Origin of the sequence: Bradyrhizobium sacchari (genome assembly GCF_002068095.1) — a bacterium.
Lineage (GTDB): Bacteria > Pseudomonadota > Alphaproteobacteria > Rhizobiales > Xanthobacteraceae > Bradyrhizobium > Bradyrhizobium sacchari.
The window spans coordinates 29,839-51,509 of sequence record NZ_LWIG01000033.1; the positions used below are offsets into that span (position 1 = coordinate 29,839).

Annotated in this window: 27 protein-coding genes and 1 tRNA gene; 11 read left to right on the top strand and 17 right to left on the bottom strand. The window is 64.6% G+C overall.

The window, feature by feature from the left end; translation table 11 throughout:
* Window positions 1–472, top strand: a 472-nt coding sequence (locus A5906_RS45200; protein WP_245326948.1) for a tRNA-ribosyltransferase family protein, incomplete at its 5' end; no start/stop codon positions are given.
* A gap of 6 nt (window positions 473–478) precedes the next feature.
* Here the strand turns inward: A5906_RS45200 and A5906_RS28155 are convergent.
* The gene (locus tag A5906_RS28155; RefSeq protein WP_080138486.1) at window positions 479–697 is read right to left on the bottom strand and encodes a hypothetical protein; all 219 of its coding nucleotides are present in this window, start codon (window positions 695–697) and stop codon (window positions 479–481) included.
* A gap of 201 nt (window positions 698–898) precedes the next feature.
* Window positions 899–2,005, bottom strand: coding sequence for an acyltransferase family protein (locus tag A5906_RS28160; RefSeq protein WP_080138487.1), 1,107 nt, complete (start codon window positions 2,003–2,005; stop codon window positions 899–901).
* A gap of 294 nt (window positions 2,006–2,299) precedes the next feature.
* On the opposite strand from A5906_RS28160, the gene cysK reads away from it, so the two are divergent.
* A complete protein-coding gene (gene cysK / locus A5906_RS28165) occupies window positions 2,300–3,277 on the top strand; it encodes a cysteine synthase A (protein WP_080138488.1) in 978 nt (325 codons plus the stop codon).
* Between the two features lie 3 nt (window positions 3,278–3,280).
* On the top strand, window positions 3,281–3,520 hold the full coding sequence (locus A5906_RS28170) for a BrnA antitoxin family protein (RefSeq protein WP_080138489.1): 240 nt from the start codon (window positions 3,281–3,283) through the stop codon (window positions 3,518–3,520).
* A gap of 138 nt (window positions 3,521–3,658) precedes the next feature.
* On the opposite strand, the gene A5906_RS28175 is transcribed toward A5906_RS28170, so the two are convergent.
* Together A5906_RS28175 and A5906_RS28180 are read right to left on the bottom strand one after the other, a co-directional pair.
* A complete protein-coding gene (locus A5906_RS28175; RefSeq protein WP_080138490.1) occupies window positions 3,659–5,092 on the bottom strand; it encodes a caspase family protein in 1,434 nt (477 codons plus the stop codon).
* Window positions 5,093–5,293: 201 nt separating this feature from the next.
* Window positions 5,294–6,166: a DMT family transporter gene (locus tag A5906_RS28180; RefSeq protein WP_080138491.1), complete on the bottom strand. Its 873-nt coding sequence runs from the start codon at window positions 6,164–6,166 to the stop codon at window positions 5,294–5,296.
* A 150-nt stretch (window positions 6,167–6,316) separates the two neighbouring features.
* On the opposite strand from A5906_RS28180, the gene A5906_RS28185 reads away from it, so the two are divergent.
* Window positions 6,317–6,715, top strand: coding sequence for a RidA family protein (locus tag A5906_RS28185; RefSeq protein WP_080138808.1), 399 nt, complete (start codon window positions 6,317–6,319; stop codon window positions 6,713–6,715).
* Between the two features lie 53 nt (window positions 6,716–6,768).
* On the opposite strand, the gene A5906_RS28190 is transcribed toward A5906_RS28185, so the two are convergent.
* From A5906_RS28190 to A5906_RS28200, 3 genes are all read right to left on the bottom strand, one after another.
* Window positions 6,769–7,314, bottom strand: coding sequence for a hypothetical protein (locus A5906_RS28190; protein WP_080138492.1), 546 nt, complete (start codon window positions 7,312–7,314; stop codon window positions 6,769–6,771).
* Window positions 7,259–7,609: a hypothetical protein gene (locus A5906_RS28195; protein ID WP_080138493.1), complete on the bottom strand. Its 351-nt coding sequence runs from the start codon at window positions 7,607–7,609 to the stop codon at window positions 7,259–7,261. The genes A5906_RS28190 and A5906_RS28195 overlap by 56 nt, the downstream gene beginning before the upstream one ends.
* 171 nt (window positions 7,610–7,780) lie before the next feature.
* A complete protein-coding gene (locus tag A5906_RS28200) occupies window positions 7,781–8,368 on the bottom strand; it encodes a formyltransferase family protein (RefSeq protein ID WP_080138494.1) in 588 nt (195 codons plus the stop codon).
* Window positions 8,369–8,864: 496 nt separating this feature from the next.
* Here A5906_RS28200 and A5906_RS28205 point away from each other — a divergent pair, with 496 nt between their 5' ends.
* Window positions 8,865–9,083: a hypothetical protein gene (locus A5906_RS28205; protein ID WP_080138809.1), complete on the top strand. Its 219-nt coding sequence runs from the start codon at window positions 8,865–8,867 to the stop codon at window positions 9,081–9,083.
* Window positions 9,084–9,141: 58 nt separating this feature from the next.
* Here the strand turns inward: A5906_RS28205 and A5906_RS28210 are convergent, their stop codons facing one another.
* Entirely contained in the window at window positions 9,142–9,441 is a 300-nt protein-coding gene (locus A5906_RS28210) for a hypothetical protein (protein WP_080138495.1), read from the bottom strand.
* A gap of 199 nt (window positions 9,442–9,640) precedes the next feature.
* Here A5906_RS28210 and A5906_RS28215 point away from each other — a divergent pair, with 199 nt between their 5' ends.
* Window positions 9,641–9,853, top strand: a complete 213-nt coding sequence (locus A5906_RS28215) for a hypothetical protein (protein ID WP_080138496.1) — start codon at window positions 9,641–9,643, stop codon at window positions 9,851–9,853.
* Between the two features lie 6 nt (window positions 9,854–9,859).
* On the opposite strand, the gene A5906_RS28220 is transcribed toward A5906_RS28215, so the two are convergent.
* Window positions 9,860–11,908 carry an acetoacetate--CoA ligase gene (locus A5906_RS28220; RefSeq protein WP_080138497.1) on the bottom strand — a complete coding sequence of 683 codons (2,049 nt, stop codon included), beginning with the start codon at window positions 11,906–11,908 and terminating at the stop codon, window positions 9,860–9,862.
* 94 nt (window positions 11,909–12,002) lie between these two features.
* On the bottom strand, window positions 12,003–12,230 hold the full coding sequence (locus A5906_RS28225) for a hypothetical protein (RefSeq protein WP_080138498.1): 228 nt from the start codon (window positions 12,228–12,230) through the stop codon (window positions 12,003–12,005).
* Between the two features lie 491 nt (window positions 12,231–12,721).
* Between A5906_RS28225 and A5906_RS28230 the strand changes: the two genes are divergently transcribed.
* Both A5906_RS28230 and A5906_RS28235 read left to right on the top strand, forming a co-directional pair.
* Window positions 12,722–13,819 (top strand): AI-2E family transporter, encoded by a 1,098-nt coding sequence (locus tag A5906_RS28230; protein WP_080138499.1) that lies wholly within the window; start codon window positions 12,722–12,724, stop codon window positions 13,817–13,819.
* A gap of 145 nt (window positions 13,820–13,964) precedes the next feature.
* Window positions 13,965–14,357, top strand: a complete 393-nt coding sequence (locus A5906_RS28235) for an NUDIX hydrolase (protein ID WP_186465131.1) — start codon at window positions 13,965–13,967, stop codon at window positions 14,355–14,357.
* 1 nt (window position 14,358) lies between these two features.
* On the opposite strand, the gene A5906_RS28240 is transcribed toward A5906_RS28235, so the two are convergent.
* Entirely contained in the window at window positions 14,359–14,637 is a 279-nt protein-coding gene (locus tag A5906_RS28240; protein ID WP_080138500.1) for a hypothetical protein, read from the bottom strand.
* A gap of 142 nt (window positions 14,638–14,779) precedes the next feature.
* Complete coding sequence (locus A5906_RS28245) at window positions 14,780–15,019, bottom strand: hypothetical protein (RefSeq protein ID WP_080138501.1); 240 nt, start codon at window positions 15,017–15,019, stop codon at window positions 14,780–14,782.
* A gap of 366 nt (window positions 15,020–15,385) precedes the next feature.
* On the opposite strand from A5906_RS28245, the gene A5906_RS28250 reads away from it, so the two are divergent.
* Together A5906_RS28250 and A5906_RS28255 are read left to right on the top strand one after the other, a co-directional pair.
* Window positions 15,386–18,769, top strand: coding sequence for a DEAD/DEAH box helicase (locus tag A5906_RS28250; RefSeq protein ID WP_430642420.1), 3,384 nt, complete (start codon window positions 15,386–15,388; stop codon window positions 18,767–18,769).
* Between the two features lie 184 nt (window positions 18,770–18,953).
* Window positions 18,954–19,619, top strand: a complete 666-nt coding sequence (locus A5906_RS28255) for a hypothetical protein (protein ID WP_080138503.1) — start codon at window positions 18,954–18,956, stop codon at window positions 19,617–19,619.
* Between the two features lie 442 nt (window positions 19,620–20,061).
* On the opposite strand, the gene A5906_RS43250 is transcribed toward A5906_RS28255, so the two are convergent.
* Window positions 20,062–20,232 (bottom strand): hypothetical protein, encoded by a 171-nt coding sequence (locus A5906_RS43250; RefSeq protein WP_167523402.1) that lies wholly within the window; start codon window positions 20,230–20,232, stop codon window positions 20,062–20,064.
* A 148-nt stretch (window positions 20,233–20,380) separates the two neighbouring features.
* Between A5906_RS43250 and A5906_RS28265 the strand changes: the two genes are divergently transcribed.
* Window positions 20,381–20,563, top strand: a complete 183-nt coding sequence (locus A5906_RS28265) for a hypothetical protein (RefSeq protein WP_080138505.1) — start codon at window positions 20,381–20,383, stop codon at window positions 20,561–20,563.
* A 41-nt stretch (window positions 20,564–20,604) separates the two neighbouring features.
* On the opposite strand, the gene A5906_RS42690 is transcribed toward A5906_RS28265, so the two are convergent.
* From A5906_RS42690 to A5906_RS28280, 4 genes are all read right to left on the bottom strand, one after another.
* Window positions 20,605–20,763, bottom strand: a complete 159-nt coding sequence (locus A5906_RS42690) for a hypothetical protein (protein WP_161495442.1) — start codon at window positions 20,761–20,763, stop codon at window positions 20,605–20,607.
* A 98-nt stretch (window positions 20,764–20,861) separates the two neighbouring features.
* Window positions 20,862–21,020, bottom strand: coding sequence for a hypothetical protein (locus A5906_RS43255; RefSeq protein ID WP_167523403.1), 159 nt, complete (start codon window positions 21,018–21,020; stop codon window positions 20,862–20,864).
* A gap of 200 nt (window positions 21,021–21,220) precedes the next feature.
* Window positions 21,221–21,448: a hypothetical protein gene (locus A5906_RS28275; protein ID WP_136615536.1), complete on the bottom strand. Its 228-nt coding sequence runs from the start codon at window positions 21,446–21,448 to the stop codon at window positions 21,221–21,223.
* Between the two features lie 144 nt (window positions 21,449–21,592).
* A tRNA-Lys gene (locus A5906_RS28280) sits at window positions 21,593–21,668 on the bottom strand.
* Window positions 21,669–21,671: the final 3 nt, after the last annotated feature.

A 21,671-nucleotide genomic window follows, 5' to 3' on the forward strand; every position in this document is an offset into this window, starting at 1 on the left:
GGGCGAGCCGCAGGAAGTGATGCTGGCCATGATCGACGAGACCGCGCCGATGCTGCCGAAGGAGCGGCCACGTTATCTCATGGGCGTCGGCACGCCCGACGACATCCTCGAAGCGGTGAAGCGCGGCATCGACATGTTCGATTGCGTGATGCCGACGCGCAATGGCCGGCATGGCGTGGCCTTCACGCGCTTCGGTCAGGTGAATCTGCGCAACGCGCGCCACGCCGACGACCCGCGCCCGCTCGACGAAGAGAGCTCATGGCCGTCGACGCGCAACTGCGCGCGCGCCTATCTTCATCATCTCGTCAAGGCGGGCGAGACGCTGGGGGCGATGTTGTTGTCCGAGATCAATATCGCATACTACCAGTCCCTGATGCAGGGCATCAGGGACGCGGTCGCACACGGAACGTTCGATGAGTTCTATCAGCGTACGCGCGAGGACTGGGCGAGGGGAGATATCGCCCCGCGCTGACCAACGTCAATTGCAGACGATCCGCTGCCTGACGGCATGCTTGGTCACGAAGCCGTAGCCGCAATTGTCGCAGGTCCAGAGATAGCTGATCATGTGGTCCGAGACGTAGGCGGAAGCTTCGGCGGCGACCATGGAGTCGGCACAGACGGGACAGGTGGGCAACTCGCTGCAACGCGGATCGCGGTTTTGCGCGACGGTCGACAACACTTCAGCAACTGCTGACATCGTGGTGACCTCCCTGCTTTGAGACGTAAGTCTAACATAAGCAGAAGTACTTGACGAGGTCGCAACACAAACGCGCTGGCTTTTATAAAATTGCCGTCACCACGACGTGACAGCTGACCTGTTCGCGGTCTCGGTATCGCAGCGCAAACAGGCCGTGTGCATTGCGATAGGTCACCAAGCTTCACGGGTCATGACGTTCAATTACTGCGCCGCACCCTGGCGGCCGAGAGCTGGCTCGAGGGCGACCGACTTGCTGCAGTCTGTGCGGAGCCTGCGTGCGAACGAAATCCAGGGTTTCTCGACCAGGGTGTATGTCATCCAGCTGACAAGGATCGACGACGTCACGACCTCGGCGACGAAGACGAGCCAGGCCAGCGGCCCGTCGCCAGGCCAGGCGTAACGATGAACCCAGACCATTGCGAACGGCGACATCAGGTAGACCGAGTAGCTGATGAGGCCGACGAACGCGAGCTGACGCCAAGCCATCCGCTCACCGAAGGCGGCAAACACGATGAAGACGAGCGCCGCGCAGACATAAGCGGCCCCGATCGAATAGCTGTAGAAGAAGTTGTCCTCGTACGCCCCGCCATAGCGCCTGCTGGCCAGCGCGATCGCGAAGACGGCGTAAAGCGCCGTGCAGAGGGCCACATGCCGCCATCGCAGCGTTCCGCCGACGACGGTGTCGCGGATGATCTTGCCGAGGAACATCGCCGAAAGGTTCAGCCCGATCTCCATCATCACCCAGGCCGCCCGTTCCTCGACCAGGACTACCACCGCCGTCCCGGCCAGCGCGGTCGCAACGACGATCGCAACGGCGGTGAGGCGCCGGGTCAGCAGTCCTGCCGCGAAGAGAATGATGCAGACGACGTAGAACAGCAGCTCGATGGTCAGCGTCCAGTAGAAGTCCCAGAGGTGACGGACCTCCAGGAAGCTCTGGAGCATGGTGACGTTGGCGACGATCTGCGCCAGCGGATAGGTTTTGGACTCCACCGCCTGCATCGTGACGAGCCCGATCGCGATCGAGGTCCAGTAGGCGGGATAGAGGCGGAAGAAGCGGCCGACCGCGAAGTCGTTCACGGGAAACGCGCTGGCCGGAAAACTGAAGGGAATGACGAAGCCGCTGACGAAGAAGAACAGAACGACACCGAACCGGCCGAAATTCATGTAGTAGCCGATCGCGTCGTGAATGATCGAATGATAGGCGCCGGTCGGGTGCTCTCGCACGATCACCTCAAGTGCGTGCTGAACCACCACCGACAGGACGGCGATGCCGCGCAGGGTATCGATGAAGGCGAGCCGTTGATACATCAGGCGTTCTCTGCGCTCCCGCCGCCCGCAACGGACGTCGCCTGTCGGGAGGGTTAATTGGCTAAAGCACAAGCGATGATCGGAAAACTGGACGCTGGTCTGGCAGTTCAGCATGGCAATCGTGAACAGATTGACAACGGCGACGGACAGGGCGGTAAACTCCGGCCTCCAGCAAATGGGGCGCAACAGGGGCCGGCCGGGTCACGCGATTGCCGCTTGCGTGTCGCCGCAAGCTGTCTGTAACTGCGGAACAGCTGCGGCAGCGGTCCAAATTGCCGCCAAAGGGAGTTCACGATGGACGCATCGTCCAAAACGGGTGCAGCGCACCAAGCCGGCCGCGGCCGGATCTACGATTCAATCGTCGAGGCTTTTGGCGACACGCCGATCGTGCGCCTGCGCCGCCTGCCGGGCCAGCACGGGGTGAATGCGACGATTTTGGCAAAACTCGAATATTTCAATCCGGCCGCGAGCGTGAAGGACCGTATCGGTGCGGCCATGATCATCGCGATGGAGAAGGCCGGCATCATCAAGCCCGACACCGTACTGATCGAGCCGACCTCGGGCAATACCGGCATTGCACTCGCCTTTGTGGCGGCTTCGCGCGGTTACCGGCTCAAGCTGGTGATGCCGGAATCCATGTCGATCGAGCGGCGCAAGATGCTGGCCTTTCTCGGCGCAGAGCTGGTGCTGACACCGGCCGCGCAAGGCATGAAGGGCGCGATCGCCGCCGCCGAGGAGCTTCTGAAGACGACGCCGAACTCGGTGATGCCGCAGCAGTTCAAGAACCTCGCCAATCCGGAAGTCCACCGCCGCACCACGGCCGAGGAGATCTGGAACGACACCTCCGGCAATATCGACTTCTTCGTCGCCGGCGTCGGCACCGGCGGCACGATCACAGGCGTCGGCCAGGTGCTCAAGCCGCGCAAGCCATCGTTGCGGGTGATCGCCGTCGAGCCGGAGGAGAGCCCGGTGCTGTCGGGCGGCCAGCACACGCCGCACAAGATCCAGGGCATCGGCGCCGGCTTCGTGCCTGACATCCTCGACCGCTCGGTGATCGATGAGATCGTGAAGATCAATTCGACCACCGCGATCGAGACCTCGCGCGCGCTGGCCCGGCATGAGGGCATTCCGGGCGGCATCTCCTCGGGCGCGGCGATCGCAGCAGCCCTCCAGATCGGCAAGCGGCCGGAAGCTGCGGGAAAGACCATTTTGGCGATCGTGCCGTCCTTCTCGGAACGGTATCTTTCGACGGCCCTGTTTGAAGGAATCTAGCGCATGGCGGATCAACCTAGGCGGCCACGCACACTTGGCGATGCCAGGACCGAAGCCGAGGCGGCGTTCAAGAAGGTGACGGCGAAGGTCGCCGCGCCGCCGCCCAAGCAGACCGCCGTTCCCGGGATCAAGGAGCAGGTCACGCTGCGCATCGACCAGGACGTGCTGGAGTTCTTCCAGGAGGGCGGCCCAGGCTGGCAGGATCGCATCAATGAGGCGCTGCGAAAGGCGGCGGGGAAGTAGGCGCGGTCCGCAGGCCGGGACGTTCCTGTGCTTGCATCGGTATCCCCATCTCGTCATTGCGAGTACGCTGCGACACTGTCCGCACCAATGAAAAAGCCCGGCGTGAGCCGGGCTTTTGTCTAGGAGTGTGATCCCGTCTCAGCGGCGGAACATGCCACCCATCATGCCGCCCACGACGCCGCCGACGAAGGCCGCACCGGCCGCATCGCCCGGGCTGCTGCGTTGCTGGGGAGCCGGCGCCGGCGCGCTGCTGGCTGCGGGGGCGCTGGCACGCCTGGCGGCCTTCTGGCTGCTGTCGCTCGCGGTCGGCGGTGCGGCCACGACCTCGGAGAGCAGGGCCTTGTGCTGGGGCTTGTTGAGGTAGCCTGACGAGGGATAGCCGCGCGCGGCCTGCCAGCGCTTGAGCACCGCGCGGGTCTCGTCGCTGAAGACGCCGGTCTGCTTGGTGTCGAAGCCGAGCCCGGTGAGGCGGCGCTGCACGTCGCGGCGCTGGTTCTTGTCGAGGCCGATCTGGTCCTCGGTGAGCTGAGAGGCCTCATCGGTGAAGGCTGCGGGATCGACCCCGGCATTGAGGGTGCGGGTCGTCGTCGACGGTCCGCTCTTGATCGCGGCAAGCCGCGCCAGCGCCAACGCCTTGAACTGGCCGTTGGGATAGGCGGTGAGGTAGGCGTTGAGCTCCTCCGGCTTGTTCGATTCCTTCACCGAACGCCAGTATTCGAGCTCGACGCCATCCGAGCTGCCGGCGGTCGCCGCAGGAGCGCTACCAGCCGCTGTCGGCGCCGCGTTGGCAACCTGCGTCGTGGGAGCCTGGTTGAGATACACGGCGCCGATCAGGTTGGTATGGCCCCAGGGCAGCTGGCCCTTGTGGGTCTCTTCGTTGACCTGGGCGCGGACCGAGGTCATCGCCTGCTGGATCTCGACGCCGGGCCTGGTGATGTTGTCGATCAGCGCACGGGTGAACGGGCTGTTGTTGCCTTCCTGGCCGTCGAGCGCGGTCTGGCCCGGGCCGGTTGCGAACGCGATCAGCGTGCCCTCGCCGGATTTCATCTCGGCAAGACCGCTCTGAACGTTGACGCTGCGGGTCGCCGAGTTCGACTTGATCTTCGCGGCGAACGGATTGTCGCGGCAGGCATCGAGGAAGACGAGCTTGACCTTGGCATCGCCCATGGTCTGCTCGAGCGTCAGGTCGATGTTGATGGCAGCGCCCAGCTTGACGTCCATCTCGGTCTTGATGTCGGCGTCGACGGGCAACAGGTAGTTGGTACCGCCGACGGCGATGCCGTGGCCGGCATAATAGAACAGCGCAATGTCGGAGCCCTGCGCCTTGCGGCCGAAGTCGAGCAGCTTCTCCGTCATCTGGTCGCGGCTGAGGTTGGACCCTTCGATCACCTCGAAACCGACGTTGCGCAGCGTCGATGCCATCGCCTTGGCGTCGATCGGCGGGTTCGGCAATTGCGCGACGTTCTTGTAGGAGCCGTTGCCGACGACGAAGGCGACGCGGCGGTCGGCCTTCGCAGCACTGACCGACAGTGCCACGCACATCAGCGAGGCGAGGAGGGTGAGATAGCGCATTCTGAAATCCCCAGAATCGAATTGCAGGCAGCAACAAATTGGCAACGAACCTACACGAAGTGCCCGACTTCGTGCCACCAAAACGGCGGTCCGTTGCGTTCAACCCGCTGCTGTGTGGCCGAATGTGCACGATGGAGGGGCTCTCCAACGTGATCCAAATCACACGGCCACTCGGTTTTGTCGCGCGAGGCGGCGCGAGGTTCACTGCGCGCGAGCGGGAACCGGCGCCGGCTTCAAATTCAGCAGATTGCCGCACAGGATCAGTGCCGCACCGAGGACGGTCCAGGCGTCGAGCCGCTCCGAATACAGCAGCCAGCCTGCGGTCGCCGTCAGTGGAACCCGGAGGAAGTCCATGGGCACCACGATCGTCGCATCGGCATAGCGCATCGCGCTGGCGAGGCAGTAGTGCGAGAACGTGCCGCAGACGGCGATCACACCGACCCAGGCCCACATATGGGCCGACGGCCAGGTCCAGACCAGCAGCGTCGGCGCGAAGCCCGCGACCGACTGTACCACCAGCATCCAGAACAGGATCGACAGCGCGCTTTCGGTGCGGGACAGCGATTTCACCAGCGCCATCGACACGCCAAATCCCATGGCGGCCCCGAGCGCGATGAGCTGGCCCGGATTGATCTCGCCGGTGGCCGGCCGCACGATCACGATCACACCGACGAGGCCGAGCACGATGGCGGCGATCTTCCACGGCGTCATGCGCTCGGAGAGGAAGCTCGCTGCGAGAATTGCGGTCCAGATCGGCATGGTGAACTCGATCGCCACGACCTGGCCGATCGGGATCAGCGTCAGCGCGAAGAACCAGCCGAGCTGGGCGACATAGTGCACCAGATTGCGCGCCACGTGGTGTTGCAGGCGTGATGTCCTGAGCACCCTGAAGCCGCCGGCGCGATAGATGATCGGCGCCAGCAGGACGAAGCCCGCCAGCGATCGGATTTCCATGATCTCGAAGACGTTGAGCTCGCGTGTGGCTTCGCGTCCGGCCACCGCCATGATCAGCATCAGCGACAGCCAGCCGGCCATCCACAGTGCAGCCATCGTTTTGGACGGTGTCGTGCTCATTGTGGCGGATGTGGAAGGGTGAAATGCGAAGGGACAGCCGGTATCGGCGACATGGCCGCCGTTTGCAACGGCCAAATCTGCCGATGCAGCGATGCAGGGCGGCGTGTTAAGGCTTCGGCCAACGACGAGAAAAATCGGGAGATCTTGCTCATGCGCATCTTGCAGCCAGCCGAATGGAAAAAACCGCGCGGCTTTTCACACGGCGTCGTGGTCGAGGGGCCGGGCCGTTGGGTGGTGCTCGCCGGGCAGACCGGCGGCGACGAGGCGGGCAATTACGCACCCGACATGGCGGCGCAGGTCGCAGTTGCGCTGAAGCGGATCATCAAACTGCTGGGCGAGGCCGGCGCGGGCCCCGAGCACATCGTCCGCCTGACCTGGTACCTGACCAGTCGCAGCGAATACGAGGCGGCCGGAGCCGGGATCGGCGCGGCCTGGAAGGAGACGCTGGGACGCAATTACCCGCCTTCGACGCTGCTCTATATCGGCGGGCTCGTGGACGACCGGGCCAAGGTCGAGATCGAGGTCACCGCGTTCGTGCCGGTCTCATAAACGAAATCGACCCGGCGAGGTCGCCGGGTCGATTGTCGCGTCACTTATTGGTCTTACTTCGACAGCGAGATATTGGCGCCGCGGAACTGGCTGTCCGCGCGCATCGAGACGCTCTGCTTGTTGCCCGCTGTCTTCAGCGAGATATTGGCGTTGAAGCCGGCGGTCGAGGCGACCAGCTCGTAATTGCCGCCGGCGCCACGGCCCTGGAGCGACCCGGAGATGTTGCGGCTGGCCTCAGACCAGCTTCCGGCGATGGCGCCACCCTCAGCCCTCACATTGGCGCCGAGGTTGAACTTGTAGGCATCGCTGGCACAGGTCAGCGACATCTCCATGGTCGGTCCGATCGGGGCGTATTTGGCCCGGCAGCGGATCCGCTCGGTCGAGCCGTCATCCAGCGTAACGGTGCCGCCGCCGCTCCAGGTGCCTGCCAGCGGGGCGAACGGGCCGGACTGGGCCTTGCTTTCAGAATTGACGAGTCCCGCCACAAACAAAACGGCGGCCGCCATCAGCAGCCGCCGATTCCGGGCGCGAGCCTCGATTGGTTTATTGGCGCGATGCTTCCCACCGCCCGCTGCACGGTATGCCTGCAGATGCTCCATTCCACTTCCCCGATCCGGCGTTGCCGTTGAGTTGACCGTTGGCATATGCACCATTGATCGAAACTTTCACAAGTCCCCCGCTGCCGATGGTGCCGGAAACGTTAGCGCCGGGCGCGGTGATCTTGCCGTCGGCAACCGTCAGCATCGAGCTCGCGGTCGGCTCGCACGAGCCGCTCTTGGTCACGATGGTGACCTGCCAGTTGCCGTCATAGGGGCTCTGGGCGAAGGCGGGAGCGGCGAGGGTGCCGGTGAAAACTGAAGCGGCACAGAACGCCGCGATGCGAGCCAAACGCATGAATTCCGTCCTTGAGTATGTCTGAGATGCTGTCGTTATTCGGACGAAATGTGACGGAAATTTGTTGCAATGCCAAATCGAAAATTGTTCCTGTGGGAACAAGGGTTTATTTGCGTTTTTCGCCCCAATTTTTCAAGCAGAATCAATGCGGCCTGACGTTAAGGGTAAACGTCAGGAGAGACTCGGCGCCGAGGTCGCGAACTGTTCGTCCTGGATCTTGGACGGCAGCGCCTTGTGAACCTTGATATAATCGATCACGTCGGCCAGCAATTTGAGCCCGAGCGGGGCGAGCGCACGCTCCCAGAGCTCGCGGGCGGTCTCGCCCTTCTTGACGAAGCACCAGTCCTGCGCGGCGATGGCGCCGGCATCCATGCGGTCGGCGAGCTGATAGATGGTGCCGCCGGCGATCGGATCGCCTTCCTTGATGGTCCATTCCACGGCGGCCTTGCCGCGGTGGCGCGGCAGCAGCGAGGGGTGGTAGCCGATCCCGCCATACGTGGCGGCGGCGAGCGCATCCTTGCCGATCCGGGCATGGCTATGCGCTGTGATGATCAAATCGGTGTCAGGAGCGATCTCCGAGGCCACCACGAGCTTCGGATTGGCCTGCACCACGACCTCGATGCCAGCCGCCTTGGCCGCCGCGGCCAGGCGATCCTCGGCGTCGGCCACGACAACCCGTGCGATCGAGACGCCGTGCTCCCGGAGCATGTTCAGGGTGGTCACACCGAAATGGCGGGAGCCGACGAGGGTAATGCGCATGGGGGTCCGATCCGTCTCGCAACTGCGTCATACCCCCGATAACACGTCCGGGCGCCGTGTCACCACATTGAGGACGTCCGGGCTGGTTATCAACAATGTGCCGGGCGCAAGACACGACGAAATCGGCTATTGCGCGGCCGACCCTCCTGTCCGCCGACCAGCGTTGCCGCACGGCCACGGTTGGTCGACAAGCGACGGATGCGACAGTTCCTGTGTTTCATTCCGAACAGAAGGAATCCGTCCCGCCGCTAGAATGGCCATACCGGGGCTGGCGACATTTGAATCCGGATCCATTTTCGAACCCGGCTGTGGCCGCTGGCGTAATTGCCAGCGGCCTTTTCATGCCGCGCGTCAAGAAATCATCTGGCGGTAATACGTTCTCAACCAGCTTGTCGTATCGACGAATCCGTCGCGGATTTGTATTGCGTACCGCGACACCGAAAATGTCCCGCCGGCGTGGGTGCGCCGCGCGGGCCTTTTCGCCGGGGCCGATTTGATGCCGAGCGCAATTGAGCAGATTGTGGACGCGTACGTGCGGCTGAAGAACCGCCGTGGCCTCGACGAGCTGATGATGCACAGGCAGCGGCTCGCGGTCGATCTGAAGAGCAGATCCGGCTACGATTTTAGCCTGCCGATCGGCCAGATCGACGAGGAGATCGCGATCATCGAAGCAGGCCTCAGCCGGCTGAAGGCGGCGAATTCCACGGCGGCGTAGCGCGGCTCAGCGAGGTGAAGTCTTGCGAGGGGCGCGGGACGACCCGCATGTACGGTCGCTAGGACTTGCCGCCGTCGATCACCGTGAACAGCGGTCGGGCCTTGGTCGGTTCGACCAGCAGCTCGTCGACCATGGCGCTCGCGGCCTCGACATATTTTCGCGTGGGCTTGTCCAGGGGCCGCTGCGCCTCGTCGTCGAGCGCGACCTTGGCGGCCTCGACCAGCTTGCGCATGCGCTCGGCATGGTCGTCGCCCGCGGTCAGCGTCGCGCGCGCCAGCGAGCGCAGCACGAACAGCTCGCCCTCGAGACGGAGCAGGCGGTCGTTGAGGCGGGCGAGGACAGCGTTGAGGTCGGCCATGTCAGGTGTTCGGCGCAGAGGATCCGTCCCGATCTAGCGGCGATCGGTGAACGGAGTGCAAACGACATCGGCGCAATTGGGCTGATCGTCCGCATGTCGCGGTGCCGCCGTTGTGACCGATCGTGACGCCGCCCATGCGTGGGCACGGCATGGTTCCCGCACCACATGTCAGCCCGGGTGGACGTTTGGAGCCCGTGCGATGCGGTTTATCCCGATTATGACCCTCTTGATGTCGGCATCGGCGGCGGCCGCTGCAGCGCCTACGCACCACGCCCGCGCGCACCACTCCATTGTGGTCCGTCCGGCCGAGGACGCGCCGGTGCCGCCCGGCTGGTACAAATTTCCCGGCTGGCCGCCGATCCCGCCGTCGGAGAACAGGAATCTCGATCCATCCAATTTCGGCGGAGGCTGATCGAAGCTACGCAGCGCCTCGCGCCAGATGGTCGCGCGCGAAGGCGAGATACCAGTCGAGGCAGCCGGGGTTGGCCATCGCCTCCTTGTTGATGACCTTCTCGACGGGCTGGCCGAGCAGCAGCTTCTTGATCGGCAGCTCCTGCTTCTTGCCCGACAGCGTGCGCGGGATCTCGGCGACGGCGAAGATCTCGTTCGGCAGGAAGCGGCGTGACAGGCCGGCCTCGATCGCCTTGTTGATCTTGGCCTGCATCCCGGCGTCGAGCGCCGTGCCCTCGCGCAGCACCACGAACAGCGGCATGTAGCTGTCGCGGCCGAGATATTCGAGGTCGACGACGAGACTGTCGAGCACCTCCGGGAGTGCCTCGATCGCCGAATAGAGTTCGCTCGTGCCCATGCGCAGGCCGTGCCGGTTGATGGTGGCGTCGCTGCGGCCATAGATGATGCAGGAGCCGTCCGGATTGACCTTGAGCCAGTCGCCGTGCCGCCACACCGGCCCGCGGCCGCTGCCGTCGAAATTGTCCGGATAGGTCTCGAAATAGCTGGCGCGATAGCGCGCGCCGTCCTTGTCGTTCCAGAAGTAGAGCGGCATCGACGGCATCGGCTCGGTACAGACGAGCTCGCCGACCTCGTCCGTGACGGGGCGGCCCTGTTCGCTGAAGGCTTCGACAGCCGCACCCAGCAGGCGGCATTGCATCGCGCCCGGCGTCTGCGGCAGCTCGCGATTTCCCCCGATGAAGGCGCCTGCGAAATCGGTGCCGCCGGAGATATTTGCCCACCAGATGTCGGCCTGCGCCTTGCTGCCGTTGATCTTCGACAGGCCCGCCAAGCGCGCGTTGAACCAGGCTTGCGTGTCGGCGCTCAGTGGCGAGCCGGTCGAGCCGAGGCAGCGCAGCCGCGACAGATCGCCGGCGGCGGCAAGATCGATCTCGGCCTTGGCGCAGCTCGCGAAGAACGCCGCGCCGGCGCCGAAGAAGGTCGCTTTCGACTGCGCCACGAAGCGCCACAGCGTCGCCCAGTCCGGCTTGTCTTTTGCGCCGCCGGGGCTGCCGTCGAAGATGCAGCAGGTGGTGCCGCCGAGCAGGCCGCCAACCTGGCTGTTCCACATGATCCAGCCGGTCGAAGAGTACCAGTGATAGCGCTCGCCGAACGAGTTCGGGTGATAGGAGCAGCCGATGTCGTTGTGCAGCCCCAGCAGCGCCAGCACGACGATGATGATGCCGCCATGGCCGTGCACGATCGGTTTCGGCAGGCCGGTGGTGCCGCTGGAATAGACGATCCAGAGCGGATGATCGAACGGCAGCCACATCGGCTCGAATGCGTCGATCGCCGCGCCGGCTCTTGCGGTGATCGCGGCGAGCAAGGCGTCGGGTGCGGCGACTGCGCCGGTCTCACTGTGCAGGATGACATGCTCGACCGTGGGGAGCGATCGCCGGAGCTCGGCAACGACGTCGCGCCGGTCATGCCGGCGCCCGGCATAGGTCACGGCGTCACAGGCGATCAGCACCTTTGGCTCGATCTGCTTGAAGCGGTCGATCACGGCGGGCGCGGCCATGTCGGGCGCGCAGACGCTCCAGACTGCGCCGATGCTGGCGCTGGCGAGAAAACCGATGATGGTCTCGGGGATGTTGGGCAGATAGGCCGCAACGCGATCGCCCGGCTCGACGCCTTTCTCCATCAGATGCAGCGCGAGCGCTGCCGCCTTGCGCCGCAGTTCCGGCCAGCTCGTCTGCCTGAGCTCGCCATCCTCGCCGCTGCTGACGATCGCGGGCAGGCCCGCGGCATCGGCCGCCTCGACATGCCGGAACACCTGCCGGGCGTAGTTGACCTGGGCGCCGGGAAACCAGACCGCGCCCGGCATCTTGCGCTCGGCGATCACGGTCTGGAACGGCCTCGGCGATTGCAGATCGTAATAGTCCCAGATGCTGCGCCAGAAACCGTCGAGATCGCGTACCGACCATTGCCGCATGTCCTCGTAGCTCGCGAAGGACAGGCCGCGCCGTTCGGCGAGCCAGTTGCGGTAGAGGGCGATCTGGGGAACGAAAGCTGCGGTCATTGCGTGTCGGATTCGGTTGCGGGGAGGGGAGTGTAGCCCGCGCCGCAAACCGGCAGAAGTCTTCGTTCGTGCAGACCGCAACGGCGCCGTCAGCCTACCACTCCACGCCCGCCCAGCGGCGTCCGAACACCGGCGGTTTCGTCTTCACCGCCTGCCAGCCGAAGAAGTGATGCTTGCCGGACCAGCTGTGCACCACGCTGCTGCAGATGCTGCACCTGAAGTGACCGACATGCGCCTCAGCGTGTTCTTCCCTCGTCGCCGTGTAGTTCATGCTGCAACCGGTGCAGGTGAATTCTTCGATCGTCCAGATGCTGTTGGCCATTGCTCGCAATGCTTGTTGGGACCTCGGCATAGCGTAGGAGCGGGCCTTTGCATCGGCGTAAACCGGTCGGCGGAAATCCGGTTAATCGCCGTTAGCCAAAGCGGGCCCAGGCGCGGGCATTGCAGGAGTTTCCCGGTCCGCGCAGCGCCGGTCAGTCCAATCGCCTCGCCGGTACGTCCAAGCGCGCGCTTGGTCCGGCAGCTAGATTTCACCTTGGTCGCCTCGATTGAGGGGCGCGTCAATGGGGGAAGATCGTGTAGACGAGGCTCGTCTTGACGGCCGCGCTGCTGTCGCTGGCAACGCCAGGATCAGCCCCCGGTCCGCTGCGGCCGCATGTCGCGGTCGATCCGCAGCGGCACGCGCCGGATGGCGAGCAGCGGCAGCCTTCCTTGCGCGCGGTATGGGCCTGGTCGTCTTGACGGCTGATGCGGGGCTGGCAATAACCCCGGTGTGCCAGTGCCGGAACCCGCGTCGATGCCGCAAGCAAGGTCGTGCCCGTGAAAAGCCTCCGTCAGCTCCTCACGGGAGAGGACATCATTCAGCTGGTGATCCGGCTCGGCCTGCTTGCCCTGCTGATCATCTGGACCTTCCTGATCATCCGTCCCTTCGTGCCGATCCTGGCCTGGAGCGGTGTGCTCGCGGTGGCGTTCTACCCGGCCTTCAGCTGGGTCGCCAGGATCCTCGGCGGTCGACCCAAGACTGCGGCGGCGATCCTCACCCTCATCACGCTCGGCATCGTCATCGGTCCCGCGACCTGGCTCGGCATCAGCGCGGTGGACGGCGTGCGCGAGCTGGCGCACCAGCTCGGCACCGGCGACCTCGCGCTGCAGTCGGCGCCGGAGCAGCTCAAATCCTGGCCGCTGGTCGGCCCCTGGTTCTATGATCTCTGGGACCAGGCCTACACCAACATCCGCGCCGTGCTGCGCGAGGTGGCGCCGTATCTTCAGCCGCTGGCGGGGCCGCTGTTGTCACTCGCGGGCGATGCCGGCGTCGGCACGCTGCAGTTTCTGGTCTCGGTGTTCGTGGCCGGCTTCCTGTTCCCGCATGGGCCGAGGCTGGTCGCGGCCGGCCGTGGCTTCCTGTTTCGCATCGTGCCCGAGCAGAGCGAGCATTTCCTGGGGCTCGCGGGCGCGACCATCCGCGCCGTGGCGCAGGGCGTGATCGGCGTCGCGATTGTGCAGGCACTGCTCGCCGGCATCGGCTTCAAGCTTGCGGCGGTGCCGAGCGCGGGCCTGCTCGCCTTCATCGTGCTGCTGCTCTCGATCGTGCAGATCGGCGCCTTCCTCGTGCTGCTGCCGGTCATCATCTGGATCTGGACCGCCAAGGACGTCACCACCGCGCTGGTGCTCACCGTGTTTCTCGTCCTGGTCGGCTTCATCGACACCATGCTGAAGCCGCTCGTCATGGGGCGCGGCCTGACCACGCCGACCATCGTGATCTTCGTCGGCGTGATCGGCGGCACGCTGGCCCACGGCATCGTCGGCCTGTTCATCGGGCCGATCATCCTGTCGGTGGCATGGGAGATGATGATGGCCTGGATCAGGACCGAGGACCGGGCGGAAGCCGGGGCGAGGGTCGGCGAAGGCTGATATCGCGCGTCGACCGGTGCTATCCTGCGCTCTCGGAGTGCCCCGATCCGGCGGCCCGCAACCTGTGATCAAGAGGCGCCTCGAACTTGTCTATCCAACTAGACAAGTTACGATCGGGCCGATTCTGTTCTCGATTACGGCAGAAATGGCGAAGTCTTCCAAGCTGGTTGCCGCCAAGCGCGGCAAGGTATTGTTGGTCAGGCGCCGGTCGGACGGCCTGTGGATGTTCCCGGGCGGCCGCAAACGCTCGCGCGAGTCCGAGAAGGATTGCCTGCGGCGCGAGATCAAGGAGGAGCTGCCCAAGCTGAAGCTCGGCAGGATCAGCCTCTGGAAGGAAGTGAAGGCCCGGAACAAACGCTCTGGACGCAAGATGAGCGATGCAATCTTCATCGCCAAGGGCGCCAAGGGCAGGCTGGCGATCGGCGACAAGAAGGAGATCGACCGCGCCGCCTGGCAGAAGCCGCGCGGCATCCGCCTGACGCCGACCTCGCGCTACATCCGCGACCGCCTGTTTCCGAGGAAGCGGCGGCGGAGCTGAGCTAGTCCTCTCGCTCCGCCGATTGCGTCCGTCCGGCGAACGACCGTGCCATGCGCGACTCCGGCGCGGCGCGCCTCATCGCCTCGGCCTCGCGCAGCTCCTTGCGGGCCTTGCGCGCGTTGCGCATCGCGCGCCTGACGAAGGGGTGCTGGGAATCCTCGGCGAAGAACAGCACCACCTCGCAGCTCGGACATTGCCGGGAATAGCCGTCCTGCAACCGCGCGGCGCGATCGCGGAACACGTTCTTGCAGCGCGTGCACTGAATCTGGACGGAGCCCATGCGCGATCGACTGTTGGAAGTGGATCGTCAGCTGATCGCAAATGTCTGAAGAAAGCTTGAAGGGCTCTGGCGAGCTCAAGTCGTCTGCCGCGGCCGATGTAGCAGGCGCGAGCATGTCCGCAGGGCTCGCGCCACGCGTGCGCTATTGCTTGGCTGCCATCGCGTCCAGGCAATGATTGAGAAACGCGGTGCGATCCCGGGGCAGTACTTTCTCGAGATCCGCCTTCAACGCGCATTCGCGCTGCCGCAACTGCTCGGCCCGGCGCTTCTCGGCGGCTTCGCGGTATTCGGGAGCGACCTTGCTGGGATCGACCAGCGGCTGCGAGCGGGTAGGTGGGACTGCAAGCAGCACGATGGCGGCGATGAAAATGAATGGTTTCAAATGAGCCTCCGTAAAAGGAGGCATCCTAGCGCGCAGCGTGGCAACGCTCAAACGGAGCTCTGCGGTAGCCCGTTCCGCCCCACCGGCGATGACAGGGCCTGTGAACCAGTTCACAAGCGTTCGCCCCATTCGCTGCTATGAAGGCATCATTGATTGACCAAACCATTTTCCGACGAAACGCCCCGGTGTCCAAGCGCCGGGGTTTTTCGCATTGGCGACCGGGTGTGCCCGATCGCATCAGCTTTTGCCTCGCGTGAGGCATGATCTTGCGCCGCGCGTGGATGCTTTGGAACAGGCTCGGTTCCGCTGTGCGAGGGCACGGAACGTTGCCGCGAGGCGTGCGTTCGCCGGGCAAATCCCATATGCATGGCGGCGCGTCGCCGAATCGAAACGCGGACGGCGCGTGTTCAGTCGGCGGCGGTTTACGACCAGAAACGGATTCACGTGAGGCTTGCAAAGAAGGCGCGGGCGGCCAAGACTTCGTTAAAGAAGGCATCGCCAAGGACCAGGATATCGCCCAAGTCCAGGACATCGCTCAAAGCCACGACGCTTAAGACCAAGGCGTCGCTCAAGACGAAAGCATCGCCGAGGAAGCGCGAGGGGGCGCAGCGCGCGACGATCTCGTCTTCATCGCCCCTCGGTGCGATGGCTCTCCATCTGCTCGCCCAATGGAAGCAGTCCGGTCCGAGCGGCATCGTGTTCCTCGCCGAGAACGAGAGCAGGGCCGAGCGGCTGGGCAGCGTCATTCACGCGTTCGATCCGTCCTGCGAGGTGCTGGTGTTTCCGCGGCTGAACACCTTGCCGTTCGATCAGCTCGAGCCGTCCCACGAACTCGCAGGGCGCAGAGCCTCCGTGCTGCGTCGCCTCGCAAGATCCAAGAAGCCACTGTTTCTCGTCTCGACGGCGGAGGCGGTGATGGAGCGCCTGCCGCTGCCGTCAAGCCTGTTGCGCCTGAGTATCAGCCTGAAGGTGGGCGGCGGGTTTTCCGAGCGAGAGCTCGAGGCCCAGCTTGAATCCCTGGGCTACGATCTCGACGACGAGCCGGACTACCCGGGCGGGGCGCTGTTTCATGGACAGACCTTCGAGATATTTCCCGCAGGCGCGCTCGGCCCGTTCCGGATCGAGCATTCGGGGCGCACGATCGACCGGATCGTGGCATTCGATCCGAAGGAGCACGACATCATCTTCGAGACGACGGAGCTCGTGGTCGATCCGATGTCGGAGCGGCTCGGCTTTGCCGGCAAGGGTGGCAAGCGCGCGAGCCTGTTCGACTATTGCGGACGCGCCAGATGGATCGCCGATGCAGGGGTCCCCGCGCACGCCGAGGGCTGGCTTGATACGATCGAGGAGGCCGCGCCGCGCGCAGAGCGAGAGCGCGAATATCTCGGACGGCGCGACTGGAAGCAGCTCTCCAGGGGCATGAAGGTGTTGCCGCGGACGGCCTCGTTCCAGGCCGTGCCCGAGTTCTCGAAGCTGACTTCCGCAAGGAAGGCGCTGCGCGCCTTCGTCGAGGAGACGCGACGCGCCGGTTCCCGGCTGATCCTCGTCGCAGCGCAGGAGGACGATCTGCGCGTGATGGAGCGGATGAGCGGCGTCAAGGCGCCGCGCTGCGAGAATTGGGACGAGGCGAGCCGCGGTGTAAGTGGCGAGGCGGCGTTGCTGGCCGATCTCGATGCGGGTTTCGTCGCGCCGGGAAAAAAGCCTCTGGTCGTCGTGACGGCGTCCGACGTGCTCGGCAGCCGGGCGCATCATGCGCAGCCGATGGCGCGCGCCTGGAGCCCGGCCTTCGACCATGCCGATGTGCCGGAGCAGGGCACGGTGGTCGTTCATCTCCAGCGCGGCCTTGCCGTGCTCGACGGCTTGCAGACCGTCAACACCGGCGGCGGCGCCATGCGGGAGATGATCCGTCTCAAGTTCGCAGGCGACAACGCTGTTCTGGTGCCGCCGCCCGATCTCGCCATGATGTGGCCTTACGCGGCCGAGCTCGGCAAGCTCGCGCTCGACAAGGCGGACGGCAGCACATGGTGGGCGCGCCGCACCTCCGCCGAACGCGAAATCCAGATCGCCGGCAAGGTGCTGGCCAAGCACATCAGCCAGCGGCGCCGGCGGCATGCGGACAAACTGGTGCCACCGGGATCGGCCTACGAGAAGTTCGTTGCGCGCTTCCCGTATTTCACCACGATCGACCAGGCCAAGGCGATCCACGACGTGCTGGATGATCTTGCGTCCGGTCACCCGATGGACCGGGTGGTCTGCGGCGATGTCGGATTTGGCAAGACCGAGGTGGCGCTGCGCGCGGCCGCCGCCGTGGTGCTGTCCGGCAAGCAGGTCGCGATCGCGGTGCCGACGACGGTGCTGGCCCGGCAGCACGTCGCGACGTTCCAGAAGCGTTTTGCTCCGTTCGGCATCGAGGTCGGAAACCTGTCGCGGGCAACCTCTGGCGCGGTGCTGCGCGAGACCAGGGAGGGCCTTCGCAGCGGCCGGATCAAGCTCGTGGTCGGGACGCAGGCGCTCACCGCGAAGGACGTGAAGTTCGATGATCTCGGCCTCGTCATCATCGACGAGGAGCAGCATTTTGGTGCGGCGGAGAAGGCAAAGCTCGCCGGCCTTGCGAAGAATGTCCACGTGCTGATGATGAGTGCGACCCCGATCCCGCGGACGCTCGCCGCGGGCCTTGCCGGATTCCGCGACCTCAGCGTGATCGCCTCACCGCCGGTGCACCGGCTGCCGGTCGCGACCAGGATTGCGCCGCTATCGGATGCCGCCATTGCGTCCGCATTGCTGCGCGAGCAACGCCGGCACGGGCAAAGCTTCCTGATCTGCCCGCGCATCCAGGACCTCGATCCGATGCTGGCGCGGGTGCAGGCGGTGGCCGGCGACCTTCGCATCGTCTGTCTGCACGGCAGGCTGGCGGCAGACGAGATCGATGACCGCATGATGAGCTTCGTCGAGGGCAGGGCCGACGTCCTGCTCGCAACCAACATCGTCGAGAGCGGCCTCGACATTCCCCGTGCCAACACCATCGTGGTGTGCTGGCCGGAAAAGTTCGGCCTCGCCCAGCTTCATCAGTTGCGCGGGCGGGTCGGCCGCGGCGGCATCCGCGCCTTCGCCCATCTCCTGACCGAGACCGAGTCCGGCCAGTCCGAGAAGCGGCTCGCCGTGCTCGAGGAGTTCAGCCGGCCGGGGGCGGGCTTTGCCATCAGCGAGCGCGACCTGGATCTGCGAGGCGCGGGCGATCTGTTCTCGGAGCAGCAATCCGGCCATGTTCAGGTGTTCGGGCCCGTGCTCTACAGCCATCTCTTGAAAATGGCCTCGGAGAAGGTCGACGAGGAGCGCGCCGCGGTGTGGGTGCCCGACCTCAACCTGCCGGTCGGGGACATGCTCCCCGAGACCTATGTGCAGTCCGAGCCCGTGCGGCTGGAGCTCTATGCGCGCGCCGCACGATGCAGCAACGAGGACGATCTCGACGACCTCGAGGAGGAAACCTCCCGTCGTTTCGGACCCTTGCCGAAGGTCGCGCGCGACTTCTTCGCCGCGGTCAAGCTCAGGATCGAGTGCAAGCGACGCGGCATCATCCGCCTCGACGTCGGCCCCGGCGCGGTGGCTGCGACCTTCCTGCCGGGACGGTTGCGCAAGTCGAGAGGAAAGTCGCTCCAGCGCGACGGCGACCGCGTCGTCTATCACAGCCCGATGCGCGATGCGCCGTTCGAGCGGGTGGAGGAGTTGTTCGAGGTGCTGGATGGGGGATAGGGCACTCCCCATTGCACGTTCCCCGTAATCGGCCGGAGTGGCAGGGTCCGTCAGCGGTCTGGCCGCTAACGTGGAATTAATCAGAAAAGCCCACAATTTTAGGCAGTTGTGTATGGGTGCTGCGTAAAGGAGGCGTCGCGAGGACGTTCCGGCGACGGCTTCCTTTTGCTCGCTCATGAGGTCAATGCAGATGACCACGACATCCGAAGCGCAGGGCCTTGTCGAACAATTCGACCCTGCCGCACTCGCCGCCGCCGCGTCACCCGAACCCGCAGCCCCGGAAGCTCCCGTGCCGACCAGGCGGTCGAGCCGGAAATCGATCCTGGCGTTGTCGGTATGCGCCCTCGCCATCAACGGTTCGGCGGCCATCTACACATTGCCGTCCGAGCTTCCGTCGCTGAATGTCCGCAAGCTTGCCGACCTGCTTCCCCGTCCGGAATCGTCCGCACCAAAGCCGGATCCGGTCATCGCCGCCTTGAAGGATATCCAGTCGGCCCAGCAGCAACACACGGCTTCGCTGCAGGAGAACAACGCCTTGGTGCAGCAAAATGCAGTTCTGCAGCAGCAGGATACATTGGTGCTCCTGTCCCTGCGACAGAGCATCACCGACGAGCGGGTCGATGTGAGGAAGATTTCCTCGCAGCTGTCCACACTGATCGCAAAGGTCGATTCGCTGCAAAATACGATGATGTCGGACGTCACGTCCTCCATTCGAAGGGCGCACGCGCGCTATGGATTGTCCGCGGCGATGCGCAAGCGGCTGACTCAGGAGTCGAAACCCGTCGGACCTGTTTCGGTTGGAGGAGCTCCGCTGACCGTGCCGGCTACGGTTTCAGCGCCGGAAAGCTGAGGGCAGGACAGAGCTGAAGGCCGAGACCATTCCGCTTGAGTGACGGCGATGTTCATCGCATCCATCGCCAAGCTGTGATGTCCCGTGATGTTGCGGCGGGATCAATGGCGCATGACATCAGCCCCGGGCGGTTGCCCGATAGGAGCTGGTACGATGCGGTCTGTCCTGGCCATGGGTCTGATGTTTGTGCTGTGCACCGCTGCGAACGCTGCGACGGCGTATCGCTCCCGTGCGCATGACCCGCGCCACCCAGCGACCGATGGTTCCGGCGCGGACGTGACTTCGCGGGCGCGCTTTGCGGTTCCCGGCTGGAGCGATGAGGCAACGCGGCGCTGGCTGAACAGCGCCTCGTCCAATGTCGGCCGAGGCGGATAGCCTTTGCGTTGTCGGCCCGCGCCGGCGATCTGATGGGGTGGCTGATTTCCGAGCGAAGGCGGAGCGGTTAGGCGGCCTGCTCCTCAAATGAGGTGTAGACCCGGCCCGTGGGATCAACGACCTGAACGTCCCAGCACCCGTCCTCGACCAGTTCCCTGGCCTTCTTGAGGGCGGCCGCGAGCGACAACCGCTTGAGGTTGACGACGCCCGCCGTGTCGAAGCCGTTGATTTCAAACATGCCGCTCCCTCCTATTTTCTCGAATCCTACACCTTTCTTGCGTGTTGTCTCGCGGCGTTTTGGGGCCAGGTCCTCCTCCGCAAGCTGGATTGACTCTGTAGCTTCCCTGTCGAATTATCGGGAAAAAGTGGCAATCGGGCAGTGAGCGATGAAAGACTATCAGGCTCAGCTGGAGAAGTTGCGCACGGACGCGGCCGAGTGCGCACTGATCCGCGATCTTGCGACCGACAAAGCCAAGCGCGAGCTGTTTGATCGGCTGGCTGATCATCTGACCGTGCTCGCGAAGCACGTCGAGCTGGCGATGCTGGAGCGACACAAAGGCGGAATGTAGGGCCCTGCGGCCGCCGGCTGATGCCGAGAGCGAGCGCATGGCTATCGGGTCGGAGCTGCCTTCCATCCGTAGGACTGACGCGCGATCTGGCCGGTGACGTCGAGATCCTTCTCGTCAGAGAGGCGCCAGGCCGCCACTCCGAAGCAGACGGTCAGAACGACGGCGGCCACCAACAGCAGCATCGATAGAAACTGGCTCACGCCTACATCCCTGCACGCGACGTATGTGCGGAGCGACCACGGAACGCCGATTCGGAAAATGCAGACGCGCTGACCCATCCCCGCTTTTCCCCCATCGCTCACACCGGACCAAAGGCGCTCACGATTCCAATCGTGATTGGGACCAGCGCCACGATGGTCCATAGGGCGGGTGAGCCGGAGGAAAGGCCAGCGATCAGTATCCAGGCACCGAAGGCCACGAGGAGAGCCGAGATGGCATAGGCAAGCGCTTTTTCCATCGTTCGATCCACGAGCAACACAGGATCGATTGCGATTGTAAGAGTCCCCGCGCGTGGAAACGTTCCCAATGCCCGCAGCGAGCGCCGGGGATGCCTCTAGCCGCGGGTGCTTTGAAACTGCAATGACGTTGGCCGCGCACTGAATTGATCTCGCCTCCAGCAAACATCATTCGGCGAGGGTCGCTCCACGCCGGCGGGCCTTACTCTTTACCGGTAAGCGCGTCGATATAGGGCTGGTTCTTCTCGCGGATCTTTTTGAGCGCAGCGACGATCTTCGCCTTCTTTTCCGGGGGGAGATCGGGTTGATCCGCAAACCGATAAAGGCTCTTCTCCACTCTGAGCCAAAACTCCGGGCCGCCAGAGAAAGTCTCGGTAACAAATTGCAGCGACATGGCGACCGTATAGAGCGTCGAGGCGGTCAGGATCACAGCGACGATCAAACCTTAACCGTAAAGCTGCCAATCGATCCGTTCCGCATCACCATCCCCTTTGCCGGCCTCCTGCTGAGCGGACGACGATCGGTAAGCTTGTGAGGCGGATCCCGGATTGCAAAATCTGCATGAAGACCAATGTGGTGAGCGCGCTGGGGCTCGAACCCAGGACCCCGTGATTAAAAGTCACGTGCTCTACCGGCTGAGCTACGCGCTCCCA

Excerpts from the sequence above, each read along its gene's own strand:
- A5906_RS28155 (WP_080138486.1), bottom strand. The coding sequence starts at position 697 with ATGTCAGCAGTTGCTGAAGTGTTGTCGACCGTCGCGCAAAACCGCGAT.
- A5906_RS28160 (WP_080138487.1), bottom strand. The coding sequence starts at position 2,005 with ATGTATCAACGGCTCGCCTTCATCGATACCCTGCGCGGCATCGCCGTC.
- cysK (WP_080138488.1), top strand. The coding sequence starts at position 2,300 with ATGGACGCATCGTCCAAAACGGGTGCAGCGCACCAAGCCGGCCGCGGC.
- A5906_RS28170 (WP_080138489.1), top strand. The coding sequence starts at position 3,281 with ATGGCGGATCAACCTAGGCGGCCACGCACACTTGGCGATGCCAGGACC.
- A5906_RS28175 (WP_080138490.1), bottom strand. The coding sequence starts at position 5,092 with ATGCGCTATCTCACCCTCCTCGCCTCGCTGATGTGCGTGGCACTGTCG.
- A5906_RS28180 (WP_080138491.1), bottom strand. The coding sequence starts at position 6,166 with ATGAGCACGACACCGTCCAAAACGATGGCTGCACTGTGGATGGCCGGC.
- A5906_RS28185 (WP_080138808.1), top strand. The coding sequence starts at position 6,317 with ATGCGCATCTTGCAGCCAGCCGAATGGAAAAAACCGCGCGGCTTTTCA.
- A5906_RS28190 (WP_080138492.1), bottom strand. The coding sequence starts at position 7,314 with ATGGAGCATCTGCAGGCATACCGTGCAGCGGGCGGTGGGAAGCATCGC.
- A5906_RS28195 (WP_080138493.1), bottom strand. The coding sequence starts at position 7,609 with ATGCGTTTGGCTCGCATCGCGGCGTTCTGTGCCGCTTCAGTTTTCACC.
- A5906_RS28200 (WP_080138494.1), bottom strand. The coding sequence starts at position 8,368 with ATGCGCATTACCCTCGTCGGCTCCCGCCATTTCGGTGTGACCACCCTG.
- A5906_RS28205 (WP_080138809.1), top strand. The coding sequence starts at position 8,865 with ATGCCGAGCGCAATTGAGCAGATTGTGGACGCGTACGTGCGGCTGAAG.
- A5906_RS28210 (WP_080138495.1), bottom strand. The coding sequence starts at position 9,441 with ATGGCCGACCTCAACGCTGTCCTCGCCCGCCTCAACGACCGCCTGCTC.
- A5906_RS28215 (WP_080138496.1), top strand. The coding sequence starts at position 9,641 with ATGCGGTTTATCCCGATTATGACCCTCTTGATGTCGGCATCGGCGGCG.
- A5906_RS28220 (WP_080138497.1), bottom strand. The coding sequence starts at position 11,908 with ATGACCGCAGCTTTCGTTCCCCAGATCGCCCTCTACCGCAACTGGCTC.
- A5906_RS28225 (WP_080138498.1), bottom strand. The coding sequence starts at position 12,230 with ATGGCCAACAGCATCTGGACGATCGAAGAATTCACCTGCACCGGTTGC.
- A5906_RS28235 (WP_186465131.1), top strand. The coding sequence starts at position 13,965 with ATGGCGAAGTCTTCCAAGCTGGTTGCCGCCAAGCGCGGCAAGGTATTG.
- A5906_RS28240 (WP_080138500.1), bottom strand. The coding sequence starts at position 14,637 with ATGGGCTCCGTCCAGATTCAGTGCACGCGCTGCAAGAACGTGTTCCGC.
- A5906_RS28250 (WP_430642420.1), top strand. The coding sequence starts at position 15,386 with ATGGCGGCGCGTCGCCGAATCGAAACGCGGACGGCGCGTGTTCAGTCG.
- A5906_RS28255 (WP_080138503.1), top strand. The coding sequence starts at position 18,954 with ATGCAGATGACCACGACATCCGAAGCGCAGGGCCTTGTCGAACAATTC.
- A5906_RS43250 (WP_167523402.1), bottom strand. The coding sequence starts at position 20,232 with ATGTTTGAAATCAACGGCTTCGACACGGCGGGCGTCGTCAACCTCAAG.
- A5906_RS28265 (WP_080138505.1), top strand. The coding sequence starts at position 20,381 with ATGAAAGACTATCAGGCTCAGCTGGAGAAGTTGCGCACGGACGCGGCC.
- A5906_RS43255 (WP_167523403.1), bottom strand. The coding sequence starts at position 21,020 with ATGGAAAAAGCGCTTGCCTATGCCATCTCGGCTCTCCTCGTGGCCTTC.